Annotated in this window: 16 protein-coding genes; 8 read left to right on the top strand and 8 right to left on the bottom strand. The window is 42.9% G+C overall.

Going from position 1 to position 16716, the window contains the following annotated elements; genetic code table 11:
• Positions 1-201: 201 nt before the first annotated feature.
• The 5 genes from V7K62_RS20655 to V7K62_RS20635 form a co-directional block, all read right to left on the bottom strand.
• A complete protein-coding gene (locus tag V7K62_RS20655) occupies positions 202-393 on the bottom strand; it encodes a hypothetical protein (RefSeq protein WP_334867299.1) in 192 nt (63 codons plus the stop codon).
• Between the two features lie 261 nt (positions 394-654).
• The gene (locus V7K62_RS20650; RefSeq protein WP_334867297.1) at positions 655-1548 is read right to left on the bottom strand and encodes a lysophospholipid acyltransferase family protein; all 894 of its coding nucleotides are present in this window, start codon (positions 1546-1548) and stop codon (positions 655-657) included.
• Positions 1549-1608: 60 nt separating this feature from the next.
• Entirely contained in the window at positions 1609-1833 is a 225-nt protein-coding gene (locus V7K62_RS20645) for a hypothetical protein (protein ID WP_334867296.1), read from the bottom strand.
• 189 nt (positions 1834-2022) lie between these two features.
• A complete protein-coding gene (locus V7K62_RS20640; protein ID WP_334867294.1) occupies positions 2023-2274 on the bottom strand; it encodes a hypothetical protein in 252 nt (83 codons plus the stop codon).
• A gap of 153 nt (positions 2275-2427) precedes the next feature.
• Positions 2428-2922, bottom strand: coding sequence for an anthrone oxygenase family protein (locus V7K62_RS20635; RefSeq protein WP_334867292.1), 495 nt, complete (start codon positions 2920-2922; stop codon positions 2428-2430).
• A gap of 89 nt (positions 2923-3011) precedes the next feature.
• Here V7K62_RS20635 and V7K62_RS20630 point away from each other — a divergent pair, with 89 nt between their 5' ends.
• A complete protein-coding gene (locus V7K62_RS20630; protein WP_334867290.1) occupies positions 3012-3191 on the top strand; it encodes a hypothetical protein in 180 nt (59 codons plus the stop codon).
• A 25-nt stretch (positions 3192-3216) separates the two neighbouring features.
• On the opposite strand, the gene V7K62_RS20625 is transcribed toward V7K62_RS20630, so the two are convergent.
• The 3 genes from V7K62_RS20625 to V7K62_RS20615 are packed head-to-tail and all read right to left on the bottom strand — an operon-like array spanning position 3217 to position 6770.
• Positions 3217-4887, bottom strand: a complete 1671-nt coding sequence (locus tag V7K62_RS20625) for an alpha-amylase family glycosyl hydrolase (RefSeq protein ID WP_334867288.1) — start codon at positions 4885-4887, stop codon at positions 3217-3219.
• 22 nt (positions 4888-4909) lie between these two features.
• Positions 4910-5557, bottom strand: coding sequence for a response regulator transcription factor (locus V7K62_RS20620; protein ID WP_334867286.1), 648 nt, complete (start codon positions 5555-5557; stop codon positions 4910-4912).
• Positions 5535-6770 (bottom strand): sensor histidine kinase, encoded by a 1236-nt coding sequence (locus V7K62_RS20615; protein WP_334867284.1) that lies wholly within the window; start codon positions 6768-6770, stop codon positions 5535-5537. Before V7K62_RS20615 ends, V7K62_RS20620 begins: the two co-directional genes overlap by 23 nt.
• Positions 6771-7355: 585 nt before the next feature.
• Between V7K62_RS20615 and V7K62_RS20610 the strand changes: the two genes are divergently transcribed.
• From V7K62_RS20610 to V7K62_RS20580, 7 genes are all read left to right on the top strand, one after another.
• On the top strand, positions 7356-7739 hold the full coding sequence (locus V7K62_RS20610) for a hypothetical protein (RefSeq protein ID WP_334867282.1): 384 nt from the start codon (positions 7356-7358) through the stop codon (positions 7737-7739).
• 116 nt (positions 7740-7855) lie between these two features.
• Positions 7856-9136 carry a S41 family peptidase gene (locus V7K62_RS20605; RefSeq protein WP_334867280.1) on the top strand — a complete coding sequence of 427 codons (1281 nt, stop codon included), beginning with the start codon at positions 7856-7858 and terminating at the stop codon, positions 9134-9136.
• Positions 9137-9175: 39 nt separating this feature from the next.
• The gene (locus tag V7K62_RS20600; protein ID WP_334867278.1) at positions 9176-10084 is read left to right on the top strand and encodes a hypothetical protein; all 909 of its coding nucleotides are present in this window, start codon (positions 9176-9178) and stop codon (positions 10082-10084) included.
• 20 nt (positions 10085-10104) lie between these two features.
• Positions 10105-11085 carry an RNA polymerase sigma factor, RpoD/SigA family gene (locus tag V7K62_RS20595; RefSeq protein WP_334867276.1) on the top strand — a complete coding sequence of 327 codons (981 nt, stop codon included), beginning with the start codon at positions 10105-10107 and terminating at the stop codon, positions 11083-11085.
• A gap of 252 nt (positions 11086-11337) precedes the next feature.
• A complete protein-coding gene (locus V7K62_RS20590; protein WP_334867274.1) occupies positions 11338-12867 on the top strand; it encodes an efflux RND transporter periplasmic adaptor subunit in 1530 nt (509 codons plus the stop codon).
• Positions 12864-15986, top strand: coding sequence for an efflux RND transporter permease subunit (locus V7K62_RS20585; RefSeq protein ID WP_334867272.1), 3123 nt, complete (start codon positions 12864-12866; stop codon positions 15984-15986). The genes V7K62_RS20590 and V7K62_RS20585 overlap by 4 nt, the downstream gene beginning before the upstream one ends.
• Before the next feature lie 266 nt (positions 15987-16252).
• A complete protein-coding gene (locus V7K62_RS20580; protein ID WP_334867270.1) occupies positions 16253-16576 on the top strand; it encodes a DUF433 domain-containing protein in 324 nt (107 codons plus the stop codon).
• The last annotated feature ends 140 nt before the right edge of the window (positions 16577-16716 follow it).

The raw sequence follows: 16716 nt of genomic DNA, 5'->3' as shown, positions 1-16716 counted from the left end.
CTCGCTTTGCGTGACGCTATCTGTGGAGAGTCTCAATCCCCCAGTGATTAACTCTTAGGACTTACGCAAAACTACACGCGATAGGGGCAATTCCTGAATTGCCCTGACTATAAAATTAGGGTTTAGGCTATTGTTTGCGTAAGTCCTAACTCTGACGCCTTGGCAGAGCAACTCCGGCTTGCTCCTGAATTTTGAGTTTAATCAAACATCAATATTTATCTGTTCTATCTGTCTAGCAGCTTTCTCCCAAAGCTTTGCTGAAGTCTCATCTTGCCAATGAGTTCTCAGATTTTCCGCTTTTTTGTGACATATCCGCTCTAACATTTCTAAAATTGCGGATAATGTCAATTTCTCAATTAATGTTTCTAAAATCTCCATGTATTCTTTTGGCATGATGGTTATCTCCTTAACGTCCACTGATATCTTCGGACAAAACCCATGTAGATGACTTTTGTATTCTCAACTAATAGGTTAAGAATTATGTCGATTACTACTGATATTTTACTGATTTATACATCCAGATTAGCCTATTTTAAATTCTCAAAATTGAGAATTTGTTTTTCACATGAAAAATGGGTTAGAAAAGACAATTTTTTATTTGGCGATCGCTATTTCATCTAAAAAACCAGCATGACTGTGGAGGTGAGAGTCTTTTTAGCTAGATTTCTGAGTCTCTCTAACCAAATTATTTAACTCTTCTTGCATTTGACTTTGAACTATTTCATAACAAGCATTCACATAGTTACGATCTCTAGCTGCATCTTGACCATATCTTTCAAAAGTAATTGGATGACAGACACGAGTGTGAATCTTCACAGGTAGAGGAATATTTGGCAGAGGGCCAATAGACAAGCCCCAAGGTAAACCTAAGTAAATTGGGAAAACTCCTGGATCTATTTGATATAACCACGGCAATCCCCACTGATGCAATTGTTTGACTAAATCATAGCAATCACATAAAACTATCAAGCTATCATGAGCGCCTACCGAGATCGCAGGAATAATCGGAACTTCTTGTTTTAAAGCCAACTTGACAAAGCCCTGATGACCAGCAAAATGAATTTTATGGCGTTGGCTATGAGGACGAAACATATCATATTGTCCTCCAGGATATACCAGAACGCTAGCACCTTGCTCAAAAGCTGCACTAGCCATTTTGGGATGTGCAACAATTGCGCCGACTTTCTGAGCTAATTCTGCTATTTCTGGACTCACTTTCCAAGCGTAAGGGTGCATTAGACCATACACCAAACGCTCGGTTCCAAATCTAGAAAACCAATCGTACATCATCATTATTAAATCTGGAGAAGCCATTCCACCATTATGAGAGCCAACCACTAGTACTTGCCCTTGTGTTGGTATGTGATGCCATCCATCAGTTTTTACTTGAAAGTAATAACGGTAAAACCATTCCCATACAGGCATCAGTAATTCAATAAACTGAGCATCTCGCTGTGTTAATGACTGATGAATCTTTTTCGAGAATTCTGATGTTAAGGAATTGTCAGTACTGACAGAAATTTTCTCTACCTGTTTTGGAAATTCCATAATTAGTCGCCCATCTTCCATCACTAGTCTATTTTGACTGCTGCATAACGCTATTACTCATTATTCAACAACAGTTGTTCTTGTTTTAGGTCTATCATCAGTCAGACAAAACAAAATAGACGGCGCAAAGTTCAAATGCGGCTGTTTTGTAACATCAGCAGAGTTTTCGATAAGTGATAAATGTTTCACAGCGATTAAAATCGCCAACAACATCATAGATTTAGGGGCTTCCCCGCCTTTGATAATTCGGTGAGGAGTAGGGAGTGAGCAAAAGTAGGTATACATATTTCCGAAAAACCTGGTACGCGATCGCTAGTCAATTCAAGCAGTAGCAAATCCTGTAGACTTTTATTTGCAAAGATTCGCGAAAGTTCTCGGTGAACCTGTTCCGCTTGGTGCAACTCCAAAATAGGGTATGGAGCGATCGGAATCAGGAAGGGAATACATTAAGTAGATGGGCAAAAATATTTACAGTCATTGCGAGCGAAGCGAAGCAATCCCAGCCCTTGCGATTGCTTCGCTTCGCTCGCAATGACGTTGTGTAATTAATTCTGTTCGACTACTTAGTGACAACTCGCCGCCATTTCCAGAAAACGCGAATTCAAAGTAGCCACGTGTTCCATCAAAGAAAATTCCGCCGTCTTTAAATTCCGATGCCTCAAAATTTTCTTCACTTTTTAAACAAGATTGATACAAGTCTTGGCGGTTTATTCTTATCTTGTTCATGCCACCACTCTTTGAAGTCCTCAAGTAGGAATCCATGAACTTTCGCTGTGTTAAAAAAGTCTGATAAATGATGAACAAATGCAGGAATTTAAATGAACTCTTGCTGTCTTTGAAAATTAGCTATCAAAGGGTATTATACGTATTGATTCATTTCTATTTCACCGTTTGAGCGCAGAGTGCGAGCGTGAGCGCTGCCGCAAGTGCCGCTATTGTCCGAACGTGGTTCCAGAACGTCCAGTTAATCAGGTATCTAGCCCATAGGTTCGCGCCTTCAGTGCTATCCGGTTTGGCGATCGCTAACGCATCATTCAGCGGCACATTGAACGCGATCGTCACTAAAATAGTGCCAATGAGATAGAGCAGACTACCGATAAGCAAATAGGCAGCACCAGGTTGATGCCACTTTAACACCGAGGAAACCGCTAGAAAGATGCAAGCCACAGCCGTTCCGAAGAGTGCCACCATGAACAACGGATTGATCGCGGTGATATTGATGGATTGCATGGCGATAATGCCCTCCTTTGGCTGGAGTCGTGCAAGGGCATTCATCACAAAAGTCGAGAAGGCAAAGAAGACGCCAGCCACCAGCCCGCAGCCTAGTGCTGTCAAAAGCGTCAATAGGAAGCGCAAATTGTCAACAATTACCATAAAGCCTCCTGTTAATTACTGCCCAACGCCTCATTCGCGCATGGTGTTATATCATGTCCGCTTGGGTTAAGGGTTATTGGTGTAGATGATTGGTCTTTCAAGACGCGATAAATCGCGTCTCTACATCTGGGTTTTGGGCTTATCTGATCGGACATGATATTATTTTATTTGCTCTTGCTCCCACAGCTACTTTTATTACTCCGTTGCGACGCAAGCAGTTTGTTTTACAAGCGATCGCACTGCCTCGACAGACTAGACATTGCTTGTAAATCTGCTAGACCACTAGCGAAATAATTACGGCAAAACAAATATCTTAGCTGTATAGTTTGGCAAGTCAGTCACTATACCATCCTCTCCAGATTTCACTTCTTGATTACTAACCCAATCTTGCCAATACTCAGCAGTTGGGAAGTCTAAAATTTTATATTGATTTAGATTTTGGTCAGAGAAATTTACCACGACGACGACATGAGAATTCTGCTCATCCCAACGGGTGTAAGCCAGCACTTTATCATCTGCGTTTTCGTAGAAAAACTTAATATTGTCACTTTGCAAAGCTGGAGTTTGCTGGCGTAGAGCAATCAGCTTTTGATAATATTCAAATAAATCATGATTCTGGTCGCTTGACAACAAAGACCAAGTAATCTTCTGCGGTTTAGTCACATCTTCGCTTTTTTGCTGGTATTCGCCAAACTCTTCTCCCATCCACAGCATCGGTACACCCATCGCTGTCATTAACAAAGCAGCTGCTAACTTGGCTCGTTCAAATGCGGCGGCGTCAAAGATACCGCAATTGCCTAATTCTCGTAATACACGTTCGCGATCGTGGGTTGCCAAATAATTGATCACATTGGTAGCGATCGCATAACCCTGCTGTTTGGGATCTAAAATCTCCTTGAGTTGTTCTAATTCAAATGATTTTCCACAAATATATGGAATTAGAAAGTAGCGAAAACTCTCATGCCAACAAGCATCTAATGGGCCATCTGGCTTGACTACAGTGTTTGTATCGGGAATGTGTTCAGCAATGTTGTAAAACTGTTTAGGTGCAGCATGGTTTTTCGCTTGCTTAGTCAGCCAGTTGAGAAATTCAAAGTTAGCCAATTGCCGCACTGCATCAAAGCGAATTCCATCAATGTGATACTCCTGAATCCAAAATTTTACCACATCGCCAATGTATTCCCATGCAGGCAAAATATTTAAGTTTTTGTCGTAAAAATCATAGTTAAACTCTGGCCCCCAGTAATTATCTGGGTCTTCAGGATAATGCTTGTGTTCGTAGTACCAGTAATTTCGGTCAATCAGTATTAAGGGGCATTCTTCATCTGTGTGGTTATAAATTCCATCCATAAAGACACGAATGCCTCTACCATGACACTCGTCAATCAACCGCTTTAAATCTGCTGTTGAACCGTAACTAGATTCTGTAGCAAAGAAGTGGCGAACTTTATAGCCCCAGTTATAATCACCAGGGTACTCATTAACTGGCATTAATTCAATTGCATTAATTCCCAATTCGCAAAGATAATCTAACTTAGCAATTATCCCTAGATATTTGCCTCGCTCGTTAGAGTCAACTTCATCACCAGTAAAATCGGCAACGTGCATTTCATATATGACTAATTCTCGATTATCAGGCAACGGCATTTCATCGTATTGCCAAAGGTAAGTATCAACAATACGTTGCCCATCTTGAATGCGTACTATGCTGTATTTTTCTGTTTCATTAACATCTGTTGCTTTGGGATCAATGACATCTATCCATTCATCAAGTGCAAAATTTGGACTTTTGGTTTGAATGCGAAATTTATATTGATAAACGCCATCTTCCAGTTTGATTTTAGTGCGAAAATAACCATCTTCACCTTTTTGCATTGGAATTTCTTTCCAATCTGAAAAAGATCCAATTAAAGCTGCTCCTTTGTTACGAGGAGCAAATAATGTAAATTCAGTTAAATTTGCCATGTTCACACTTTTATAATTTTATCTATTTAAGTCCACCAAAAAGTGAATGAGCAAACAAAGCGGCTTGAGTGCGATCGCGTAAACTCAAGCGACTGAGAATATTGGTAACATAATTCTTAACAGTGTTTTCTGAAAGAAACAGCGATTCAGCAATTTCACGGTTATTCGCTCCACAGGCAATTAACCGCAATACATCTAATTCTCTCGGTGTGAGTTGCGCCAATTCTGGAGGGGGTTGCACAGATGGGACAGGTGCGGCAATCGGCGTGAGTGCTTTCTCAAACAATCCTGGGCCGAGTAGGGTTTGTCCCTTGTATACGGATAGAATTGCCAACATGAGTTCATCTGGTTCGGTGTCCTTGAGCAAATAGCCCTTTGCACCCAGCCGCATCGCCTGGAAAACATACTCATCATCATCGAAGGTGGTGAGGACGAGAACCTTGATATCAGGATATTGTTGAGCGATCGCTTTTGTGGTGGCAACTCCATCCATTACGGGCATCCGAATATCCATTAGCACAATATCGGGTTGCAGTACGGCAATCTGTTCGAGTGCCCGTTGCCCATTTTCCGCCTCACCGATTACCTGCATCTGGTCATTCGACTCAAGCATACTCTTAAGTCCCTGGCGAATCAGGTGCTGATCGTCAACTAATAAAATCTGAATCATAAGCTAGCCTTGATAGTGGCAAAGAAACAGAAATACAACAACCTGTTCCTAGTTGACTGTGGAGATTCAACTGGCCGCCCAGTGCAACCGACCGTTCTCGCATCCCTTGTAACCCAAAGCCGGTTGTATTTTGAGTGGGGTTAAACCCTTTTCCATTATCTTCGATTGACAGATGAATCATCCCAGCGTGAGCCAGAAGTTTAACGGTGACACTCGTCGCCTCGGCGTGTTTGCAAATATTTGTCAGCGATTCTTGGACAATGCGGTAAAGGGCGGTGTTTACTTCTGTTGGTAAAGTCTGCGGTAGATCAATTTTATCGGAAGGTTGAATACCTGTAGTTTGCTGAAAATCTGTCAGCAGCTTTTCAATGGCTGATTTCAGAGATTGCCCTTGCAAAGGATTTGAACGCAAAACAGAAAGCGATCGCCGAATTTCTAGCAGCGCCTCAGCCCCCAATTCTTTTGCCTGTTTGAGAAATGTCAATGCTTTGTCATTATTTGATTGCCAAAACAACAGAGTATTATTAATCTGAATAGTTTGGGCGGCGAGAGTGTGTCCCAAGCCATCATGAATTTCGCGGGCAATTCGGTTACGTTCCTGCAAGGTTGCCTGATCTTCAATCCGTAACGCATACTGGCACAGTTGTTGATTGGTGATCTCTAATTGCTGATGGGCAATTTCTAACTGCTCTCGACTTTGGCGTTCTGCAAGTAGAGCATTAATTAATAATAAAGCGAATACTAACGTTAAGCTAAACAATAATATATTACTTAATCGCCAATCCCAGGACATGAGGATCAGCTTATCTGGCATAAAATTCTCAGGTACAATCGGTTTTGATAAAAGCAGTGTTCCATAAGAAAGCAGAGATAAAATCAAGACAGCCAACTGTCCCGATCGCTTAAATATTAGACAACTCCGCATCACCAGTACTAGACACAGCAGGAAAACGGAGCGAGTCGATAAAGTATGTTGAGTTGCTGGGAGCAAAATTAAACCGAATTCCAGGGCTGTATAAATTAATTTTCTTTCCAGCTTCACCATTGGTAGTCTCAAACCCATCAAGCTGAAGGTGGCGATCGCTAGAACTCCTAGCAGCAATAACCAGGACAACTGAAACGGCAGCAGAACTTCCATGAACACTGCCGTGGCTAATAATAGCCACTCTAGGTAAAGCAACAGACGAAACGATGGGTAGGTCAAGCTAACCATACAACTGTTCCAACTTAATGGACTTTGTGACAAAACCATAGGTATTTTTACAATTTTAGAGGTAAATAGGTGAACAAAGTAGGAGGCTGAGAGATGGCATTGGTGTCAACTTAAGGTGAAAGCAGGTGAAAGCCATCCTATAACCAGCTTTTAGAGATTGTCTCGTTAAGAGTCTCTGACTGGGAATGCCTATGGGAGGCTCCGCCTCAAGACTTGCGGCAGAGCAGCATTTCCAGCCAGAGGCTCTTAACGAGATTTTAAAAGGGTTTTGGCTTAAGTTGACACGCATGGAGAGATGGGCGCTATTGACATAAAACTATCCTTTCTATATAACGAATCTGTCTCTAGTATCGATAGAGCCGTTCCGACTGATTAATTATTTCTAAATTAGGAAAAAAGTCACAATAAATTGAGTACTTTTTTACTGGTCAGGTTAGGAATTCTAGCTCATGTGCAAACTCATTCCAACTTCTAAGATTAGCTGGTGTGAGTAAAGCAGCAACTTTTCAAACATCTTCTAAACAGTCATAAACCGAAATTGAGTCAGAACAGTCCTATTACGCCCAACAAAAACAAGAGAAGTAAATGATTAAAAAACAGATAATTTTACCAACCCTGCTACTGGCAACTATCCTAATTGGAGGAATGACAGGTTGCAGCAGTTCTAAGTCTCCAGATGTGTCTCAAGGGGATGGCTCTGGGACAAAGGTATCTGATACTTCTACGCCAAACTCTCCAGCAGCGAATACGCCAGAACGCGCCCAGAAGCGTGAAGAAGTTCGCAAGCAAGTTGAGGCAGTTCTGACCCCAGATCAGGTAAAGGAATTGTCAACGAAATTACAACAAGGTGAAAAAATGCGTAAAGCAGTATTGAGCCTGAATCTTACCGCTGAACAAAAGACAAAAATTCAGGATATTTTTAAGACTGCCTATCCCCACCGCAAAGGGAAATCTCAAGATAATTCTTAGTAGTTTTATCAAAACATAAATCAGGAGTCAGTCGTCAGAATCCAGCTGCGACTAGAGGTATTCAGCCCTTGATTTATTGGATTCTAAATTCTGGATTATTCTTCAAGAGTTAAAGTATGTTTAAACAAAAATTGCTTGTCAAGATAGAACTGGCTGTTATAGCAGCAATCCTTGTCGGAACTAGTCTCTACACTTCCAAAGCTGTAGGTAAAGCCCAACCCAGCCCCCAAAAATTGGTGGATGAGGTGTGGCAAATCTTAGATAAAAATTATGTGGATGTCAGCTTTAACCATCAAGATTGGAAAGCTATTCGCCAGCAGTATATTAGCCGTTCCTATAGTTCCAATAAACAGGCTTATGGGGCGATTCAAGAAATGGTGGCGAAATTAGGCGATCGCTACACCGAGTTTTTCGACCCCCAAGAATTTCAAGCCCTAAATAACGACATTTCTGGCAACCTCAGTGGTGTTGGGCTAGAACTGGCAGAGAATGAAAAAACTAAAGCTTTAACTGTTATCGCTCCGATTGCAGGAACCCCTGCTTTTAAAGCGGGTATTTTACCCGAAGATGTAATTGTCCAAATTAACGGTCAAATAACTCAGGGAATGAAAATTGAGGATGCCGTTAAGCGGATTATCGGCCCAGTGGGAACCAAGGTCGTACTCACGATTCAACGGGGCAATCAATCGCAAACTTTCCAACTTACCCGTGCAAATATTGCGATCCATCCTGTAATTTACAACACGCAAACAACAGCGGCGGGTAAGATTGGTTACATTCAGTTACCAGAATTTACGCAAACCGCGCCCGCAGAGATGCATCGCGCAATTGAAGCATTAGAAAAACAACAGGTGCAGGGCTACGTTTTGGATCTGCGTTCCGATCCAGGTGGACTGCTGGATGCGAGTTTACAAATTGCCAGTATGTGGTTGAAGGAAGGGGCGATCGTCTCTTTGGTAAATCGAGATCAAGTTAAAGATAGCTACAATGCATCGGGACATCCTCTCACCAACAAACCCTTAGTGATACTGGTCGATAAGGGATCTGCTAGCGCCAGCGAAATTCTGGCGGGAGCGCTGCAAGATGACAATCGCGCCACGTTAGTAGGAACTCGCACCTTCGGTAAAGGTTTAGTTCAATCCGTAGAGCCACTGGAGGATGGTTCGGGGCTGAAACTAACGATCGCTAAATACTACACACCGAAAGGTCGAGATATCAATCATGTCGGCATTGCCCCAGATATTACCGTGGCGTTAACCCCGGCACAACAGAAAGCATTAGTGCAAAACCAAACCTTGGGGACATTAGCCGATCCTCAGTATGCTAGCGCCGTTGCTGACCTGAGCAAATTGATTCAGTCCGGGGCCAATCATCTGAGTTTACAGCGTGGGCAATAAACACTGTCGTCAATAAGTCAGGAACTGTATCTTTGTATCATGTCAACCCGCCAAGCGCAACGACTTCAAATTTGTGAACCAGTGCCAGGTCTGCAAATCCTGGTTCAACTCAGTAACATTCCTTTAGTACGGACAGCCATAGCGATTATTACTGGTCATCAGCTAGCGATCGTTGGGGTTGTATTTGTTGCCACCTTGGTTTTTTCGATGCGGGAAAACGCCCCCTGGCTAACAGTACCTAAACAGGTAGCGATTGAATTCTTTTCTGCCGTATCCCAGTCCCTAGCTGCTTTATTGGGGGTGTTAATTGTTTTCCTCACCTTTACTAGTCAGTTGATCGCTCAAAGGAGATATGAAGACTACTATACACTTCAGATTCAGATTGACCAACTCATTCGTCTAACTCAGTCTCTTCCCCCCGAACTCAGTAATTTTGATGAAACTCTAATAGCACTGATTAACTATTTAGTTCCCTTACATTTAAAGGATTTCCCAATCTGGGCAACTAATTCCCAAGTACTACCTTGGGACAAGCTTTTAGATAATTTCAAGAATGAACATGAATTGACGCAAGTGCAGCAACAATCCTCCTTAGCTACCTATCTACACCGACAACAAATTTCACTTGTCATCAATAACATGGAAGAAATACTGGAAAGATTTTCCAAGCTTTACAATCGCATCCTGGAGATGAGCCGTTTCATTCTTGCGATCGTCAAGTTGTCGTTTCTCCTGGGAGTTTCTCTCGTGTTTTTGCTGTTATTTGGCATTATCGATTTACAAAGAGAGTTTCCCGATCTCAGCCTACCTGTAATTGTTTCTCTAGCAATTTGGGTATTGATTGCTCTCTTGGAGCTAGTACTTGATACCTGGTTTTTTTATAAAAACCTCTATGGCTCGTCGAGTCACTATCTGCGTTTTTTCCCAAATAAAAAATACCCTAATTAATAGACAGAGGCTAACTCAACATGATTAACTTAACATTCCCAGAAACCAAATCTAGTAACACAAGCAAAGCATCTCCATCTCCAACTGATACGGTACGTGCTTATCTTCAAGAAATTGGCCGCATACCTCTGTTAACTCAGGAGCAAGAAATTTTTTTTGCTCAACAAGTTCAGCAGATGATGAAAATACTTGCTGAATCAGAAAAACTGACTGTTGAATTAAAGCGTACACCCACACTGCCAGAATGGGCTAACCAGATGGAGTTAAGTGAACAGGAACTACTTCAGCAGCTAAATCAAGGGAAAAAAGCCAAGCAGAAAATGATCGCGTCTAATCTCCGGCTGGTGGTGTCAATTGCCAAGCAATATCAGAGACGAAACTTAGAGCTAATGGACTTAATTCAAGAAGGTACATTGGGTTTGGAGAGAGGGGTTGAGAAATTTAATCCGGCTCTAGGATACAGATTTTCAACCTACGTTTACTGGTGGATTCGTCAAGGAATTACCAGAGCGATCGCCCAGCAAGGACGCGCGATTAGATTACCGATTCACATCAATGAAAAGTTAAACAAAATTAAGCGCGTTCAGCGAGAGTTATCTCAAAAACTGGGTCGCATTCCTACCACTACGGAAATTGCTCACGCACTTTCTTTAGAGCCTAGTCAGATTCGAGAATATCTAACTTTAGCTCGTCAAACTATTTCTCTCGATATTCGAGTTGGCTCAGACAAAGATATACAATTACAAGATTTAATAGAAGATTATAGATATTCGGAAAATGGCTATACCACTGAGGAATCTCTCAATCAGGAAGTTGAAAGCTTGTTGTCAAGTTTGTCTAGACAACAACAAGAAATCTTAAACTTGCACTTTGGTTTGACAGATGGTAACGAACTTTCTTTAGAACAGATTGGTCAGCGTATGGGTATTAGTCGGGAACGAGTTAGACAGATAGAAAAACAAGCTCTACAACTTCTATATCGGCAGCTAATTAAGCAATAAGTAAACACAAGTAAAATTCCAGATTAAAGGATTTAAGATGATTAAATATTTTGATGATGATTTACTAAAAGGCATTGAAAAATATTATTTATTTGATTTAAACTCGGCAAAATCACCATTTTACAAGGCACATCGATGAAACCGGAAAAAACTAATTATTCAGATGTGCTGCCTCAAATTAAATTGGTGCGGGAGTTGAGGTGGTAAAGGATTTCACTGTTTTTAATAAACTAAAATGCATTGGAGGTTCTGATGAACCATGAAATTTCTAACCAGAGTTTGACTGAGAACAGTATAGAACCAGAGCTACCGCGATCGCCAAAAAAGAAAAAGATTAGGTTGGTAATTTTGGGGGTGCTGTTGCTGGCTGGGCTGGGTTTTTTGGGCATCCATGCAGGTGCAGCGAAGACAGATAAAACTGGAAAATCTGGGCGTAATAAGCAGCAAGTGACACCTGTAACCGTGGCAATGGTGACACAAAAAACGGTTCCGATACAATTGCAAGCGATCGGTAATGTGCAATCGGGGTCTACGGTTGCAATTACGCCCCAAGCTAGTGGACGGATTATTGGAGTTTATTTCCAGAAAGGTCAAGAGGTGAAAAAGGGACAACTTTTGTTTACCCTAGATGACCGATCGCAAGCTGCGGCAATTCAGCAAGCTCAAGGAACTGTCGCCAAAGACCAAGCCTCGGTACAACAAGCTAGAGATGCATTAACTAGAGATTTGGGTCAGGTAGACCAAGCTAGGGCGACTTTAGTTAAAGACCAAGCCTTAGTGCGACAAGCCCAGGCGAATTTAGCCAAGGATCAAGCGCAAGCAGAATTTGCTCAGGGACAGAGCGATCGCTATAGTACGTTATACAAGAAGGGCGCGATTAGTTTAGATCAAGCACAGCAATACGTTTCTAACAGCAAATCGGCTACAGCAACTCTACAAGCAGATCGAGAAGCGATCGCTAATGCTGAGGCTGTTTTAAAAAGCGATCGCGTGGCCATAACTAATGCCGGAGCAGTTGTTAAGGGCGATCAAGCTGCGATCGCTAATGCTCAAGCTGTTGTCAGTTCCGACCAAGGAGCATTGGACAATACCAAAGTGCAATTATCTTACGCCAAAATTTATGCGCCGATTGATGGTCGCGCTGGCAATATTCTGGTGACTCAGGGCAATGTGGTGCAAGCTAATAGCACGACTCCATTGGTAAACATCACCCAAATTCGCCCGATTCAAGTTGCTTTTTCCATTCCTGAAACAAATCTGCCCCAGGTACAAAAGTATATGCAGAATGGCAAGCTGAAGGTAGATGTGACGTTCCCGGATAATCAAGCTCGTCCTTTACCAGGTGTTTTGGCATTTGTCAATAATACGGTCGATAACACCACAGGGACAATTCAACTGATTGGCGACTTTGATAACACGCAAGGACATTTATTTCCCGGTCAATTTGTGAACGCAACGCTAACGCTGACTCAACAACCGAATGCAACGGTTGTTCCCTCCCAAGCTGTGCAGAATGGCCCGGATGGACAGTTTGTTTTTGTAGTTAAGCCAGACATGACAGTGGAAAATGTTCCAGTTACAGTTAGCAGCAGCATTGATGGGCTAGATGTGGTTCAGAAAGGACCGCAACCAGGCGATAAAATTGTCACCGATGGTCAAGCGAATCTGGTTACGGGGAGCAAAATCCGCATCAAAACAGCCGGGAATAATTCAAATACAGAGGGGAATTCCTCGAAGTCTAGAAGAAATCATTCCCCTAAGTCAGGCGGAGGTGATTCATGAACCTCTCAGAACCATTTATTCGCCGCCCGATTATGACGACTCTGGTGATGGCGGCGATTTTGATCTTCGGTTTCATGAGTTATCGCTTGCTGCCAATCAGCGATTTACCCAGTGTGGATTATCCCACAATTCAGGTAAGTGCCGCCCGACCGGGAGCTAGCCCCGAAACGATGGCCGCATCGGTTGCCCGTCCCCTAGAGAAGCAATTTTCCAGCATTGCGGGACTCGATTCGCTCAACTCAACTAGCACTTTGGGACAGACTCAAATTACCCTGCAATTTAACCTGAGTCGGAATATTGATGACGCGGCGCAGGATGTGCAAGCAGCGATATCGGGAGCATCGGGGCAAATTGCAACCGATTTACCCAATCCTCCCACTTACAGCAAGGTTAACCCCGCCGATCAACCGATTCTTTACCTTTATCTGGATTCTCCGACTCTGCCCCTTTCCCAAGTAGACAATTATGCCGAGACTTATCTGGCGCAAAAGCTATCTACAATCAATGGAGTAGCACAAGTAGCTGTCTACGGTTCCCAAAAGTATGCGGCTCGAATTCAACTCGATCCGCAGCAATTGGCAACGCGGCAAATTGGGCTAGATCAAGTGGCGACGGCGATTCAACAGGGTAACGTCGATTTGCCTACCGGCAGTCTTTCGGGAAATCACAAGAATTTTACAGTCCAAACCAACGGGCAACTCCAGGATGCGGCTGCTTATCGCCAGTTAATTGTGTCTTATAAAGATGGAATGCCGATCTATCTGAATCAACTTGGTCGGATTGTTGACAGTGTAGAAAATGACAAGTTAGCAAGCTGGTACAACAATACTCGCGCGATTATTATCACCATTCAAAGACAGCCCGGAACCAATACGGTAGAAGTCGTAGACACGATTAAGAATTTGCTGCCGAATTTGCGATCGCAGATTCCGGCATCCGTGGAAATTGGGATTCTCTATGATGCGTCTCAGTCGATTCGAGATTCAGTGGATGATGTGAGATTTACGTTGATTCTGACGATCGCTCTAGTTATCTTAGTAATTTTCCTATTTTTGCGGAACCTTTCGGCGACGGTGATTCCCAGTTTGGCGTTACCCGTTTCGCTGATTGGCACCTTTGCGGTGATGTATTTGCTGCACTACTCACTAGATAACCTGTCGCTGATGGCGTTGACCCTTTCTGTGGGCTTCGTAGTGGATGATGCGATCGTCATGCTAGAAAATATCGTCCGTCATATAGAAATGGGGGAACGTCCACTAGAAGCGGCGTTGAATGGATCGAGAGAAATTGGTTTCACCATCCTATCGATGACCCTTTCCTTAGTTGCAGTCTTCATCCCCATGTTATTCATGAGTGGAGTTTTGGGACGATTATTTCATGAATTTGCTGTAACGATCGCAGTTGCAATTCTCGTATCTGGTTTTGTGTCTTTGAGTCTGACTCCGATGTTGTGCAGCCGTTTTCTGCGTCCGGTGGATCACGCCCATCAAAGTCGCTTATATCAAGCTTCGGAATATGTATTCGATCGCTTCCTCGGTCTGTACGATTGGAGTCTCAAAAAAGTCTTAAAATATCACCGCACCACGATGATTTTATCTGGCTTTCTATTAATAGTGACAGTTGGGCTGTTGGTGGTAGTTCCCAAGGGCTTTATTCCTAGCGAAGATACCGGACAAATTACAGGCATTACCCAAGCAGCCCAGGATGCATCCTTCGATAATCTTGTGCAGCATCAGCAAACAGTTGTTAACCTGATTCGCCAAGATCCAAACGTGGATGCAGTCAACTCCAATATCGGGGCGGGAGCGAGTGGGAGTGGCGGTGGGGCAGCAGTTGCAGCTAATTCCGGCAGTTTGTTTATTCGGTTAAAACCGCGATCGCAGCGCCAACTTACTGCCGACGAAATCGTGCAAAATTTGCGAACCAAACTTGCCACTCTTCCCGGCATCCAAGTATTCTTACAAAATCCCCCAGCGATTCCCATTGGCGCTCAACAAAGCACAGGACTTTATCAACTAGCACTCCAGAGTTCAGATGTCAAACCCTTGCAGGAGTATGTTCCCCAACTTGTTCTCAAGATGAAGAACTTGACAGAACTCCAGGATGTGAACAGCAATTTACAGTTTGCTTCTAAGATTCAAATTGACATTGACCGCGATAAAGCTTCAACTTATGGGATCACTGCCGAGCAAATCGAAAATACCTTGAGAAGTGCTTATGGTTCCTACCAAGTGTCAACCATCTATGCAGCGACCAATGAGTATCAGGTGATTCTGGAATTAGCACCCCAGTATCAGGAGAATATCAATGCTTTGTTGACATTATACATTAACTCCAGTACTGGAGTGGCAGTTCCTCTGAAGACATTCGCCAAACTATCTCAGGGAGTCAGCCCGTTAATGGTTAATCATAACGGTCGGATGAACGCCGCGACTATTTCCTTTAACCTCGCTCCCGGTGTGTCCTTGGGAAATGCCAACGAAGAGATAGAAAAACTGATTAATCAGGTGATTCCTGCCAGCATTAGCACGAACTTTCAGGGCGCAAGTCAGGTATTTCAGAGTTCACTGCCGAGTTTGGGTTTATTGTTAGCGATCGCTATCCTAGTAATTTATCTGATCCTGGGTGTTCTCTATGAGGATTTCCTTCACCCGATTACAATTCTTTCCGGTTTGCCTTCAGCAGGTTTTGGCGCATTGTTAACGCTGATAATATTCCATGTCGAACTGAATGTTTACTCCTTCATCGGCATCATTTTGTTGGTGGGCATCGTCAAGAAAAATGGAATTATGATGGTGGATTTTGCCATTGAAGCCCAGCGAAATGAAGGGAAAAAGCCCTCTGAAGCGATTTATCAAGCCTGTTTAGTGCGCTTCCGCCCGATTATGATGACGACGATGGCAGCATTAATGGGAACTTTACCGATCGCGATCGGATTTGGGGCTGGTTCCGAATCCCGCCGTCCTCTAGGGATTGCAGTTGTGGGCGGACTGATATTTTCTCAGATATTGACCCTGTATTTAACACCAGTCTTCTATATCTATATGGAATCATGGCGGAAAAAGCTCAGTCAAGTTAAGTTCCGTCGGGTATTTTCATTTTCAGGCGGGCGATCGTGATTTTCAACAAGCAATATAGCCATTTTTACTTGAATGAAGAAATACGCAGATAGACCTAACCCCCTAACCCCCTTCCCGACGCGGGAAGGGGGAAGAATTCAAAGCCTCTCTCCTTTTAGGAGAGAGGTTTGGAGAGAGGTCAAAACTGCAATATAAATCTTTCACCTATGCTCGATTTAACATCAATTCTCCAAAGGAAGTGTACAGATTAAAATAATTACGAATTACGAATTACGAATTACAAAGTTTTTGGAATAATTACCACCATGAGTTTAGCACTAGAAAAAGAAATTCCTCCCCTAAGTGAAGATGTAACAGGTGCAATTCGAGTCGGTAATACAAGGGTTTTGCTAGAACTGGTGATTCGTACCTTTCAAGATGGTGCATCTGCTGAATCTATTGTTGGGCGTTACTCATCCTTGTCATTATCCGATGTATACCTGACTATTGGCTACTACCTTCGACATCGAGATGCTGTAGAAGCATACCTCAATCGACGCGAACAGTTAGCTGAATCTGTTCATCAACGGCTGTCAAGTGTTCAACCTGATTTGAGCCTAATTCGTTCTCGCTTATTAGCCCAGCAATAATCTTAAAAAATGTCAATGCTGAAGTTATTGAGCGATGAAAATTTCAATGGCGATATTGTGCGAGGACTATTTCTGCGTCAACCGAATCTTGACTTAGGGATTTCCAAGAAATAAATTATCCCATCTTGTGGGGTGGGCAT

It is taken from the genome of Nostoc sp. (genome assembly GCF_036917935.1).
In the GTDB taxonomy this organism is placed as follows: Bacteria; Cyanobacteriota; Cyanobacteriia; order Cyanobacteriales; family Nostocaceae; genus Nostoc.
Note: the sequence above shows the minus strand (reverse complement) of the source record. Positions and strands in the feature narration are given on the sequence as shown.

What these genes read in the sequence shown, in the direction of transcription:
- V7K62_RS20620 (WP_334867286.1), bottom strand. Translation starts at nt 5,557, where the DNA reads ATGATTCAGATTTTATTAGTTGACGATCAGCACCTGATTCGCCAGGGA.
- V7K62_RS20635 (WP_334867292.1), bottom strand. Translation starts at nt 2,922, where the DNA reads ATGGTAATTGTTGACAATTTGCGCTTCCTATTGACGCTTTTGACAGCA.
- V7K62_RS20600 (WP_334867278.1), top strand. Translation starts at nt 9,176, where the DNA reads ATGTCAACCCGCCAAGCGCAACGACTTCAAATTTGTGAACCAGTGCCA.
- V7K62_RS20590 (WP_334867274.1), top strand. Translation starts at nt 11,338, where the DNA reads ATGAACCATGAAATTTCTAACCAGAGTTTGACTGAGAACAGTATAGAA.
- V7K62_RS20625 (WP_334867288.1), bottom strand. Translation starts at nt 4,887, where the DNA reads ATGGCAAATTTAACTGAATTTACATTATTTGCTCCTCGTAACAAAGGA.
- V7K62_RS20640 (WP_334867294.1), bottom strand. Translation starts at nt 2,274, where the DNA reads ATGAACAAGATAAGAATAAACCGCCAAGACTTGTATCAATCTTGTTTA.
- V7K62_RS20655 (WP_334867299.1), bottom strand. Translation starts at nt 393, where the DNA reads ATGCCAAAAGAATACATGGAGATTTTAGAAACATTAATTGAGAAATTG.
- V7K62_RS20650 (WP_334867297.1), bottom strand. Translation starts at nt 1,548, where the DNA reads ATGGAATTTCCAAAACAGGTAGAGAAAATTTCTGTCAGTACTGACAAT.
- V7K62_RS20580 (WP_334867270.1), top strand. Translation starts at nt 16,253, where the DNA reads ATGAGTTTAGCACTAGAAAAAGAAATTCCTCCCCTAAGTGAAGATGTA.
- V7K62_RS20615 (WP_334867284.1), bottom strand. Translation starts at nt 6,770, where the DNA reads ATGGTTAGCTTGACCTACCCATCGTTTCGTCTGTTGCTTTACCTAGAG.
- V7K62_RS20645 (WP_334867296.1), bottom strand. Translation starts at nt 1,833, where the DNA reads ATGTATACCTACTTTTGCTCACTCCCTACTCCTCACCGAATTATCAAA.
- V7K62_RS20605 (WP_334867280.1), top strand. Translation starts at nt 7,856, where the DNA reads ATGTTTAAACAAAAATTGCTTGTCAAGATAGAACTGGCTGTTATAGCA.
- V7K62_RS20585 (WP_334867272.1), top strand. Translation starts at nt 12,864, where the DNA reads ATGAACCTCTCAGAACCATTTATTCGCCGCCCGATTATGACGACTCTG.
- V7K62_RS20610 (WP_334867282.1), top strand. Translation starts at nt 7,356, where the DNA reads ATGATTAAAAAACAGATAATTTTACCAACCCTGCTACTGGCAACTATC.
- V7K62_RS20595 (WP_334867276.1), top strand. Translation starts at nt 10,105, where the DNA reads ATGATTAACTTAACATTCCCAGAAACCAAATCTAGTAACACAAGCAAA.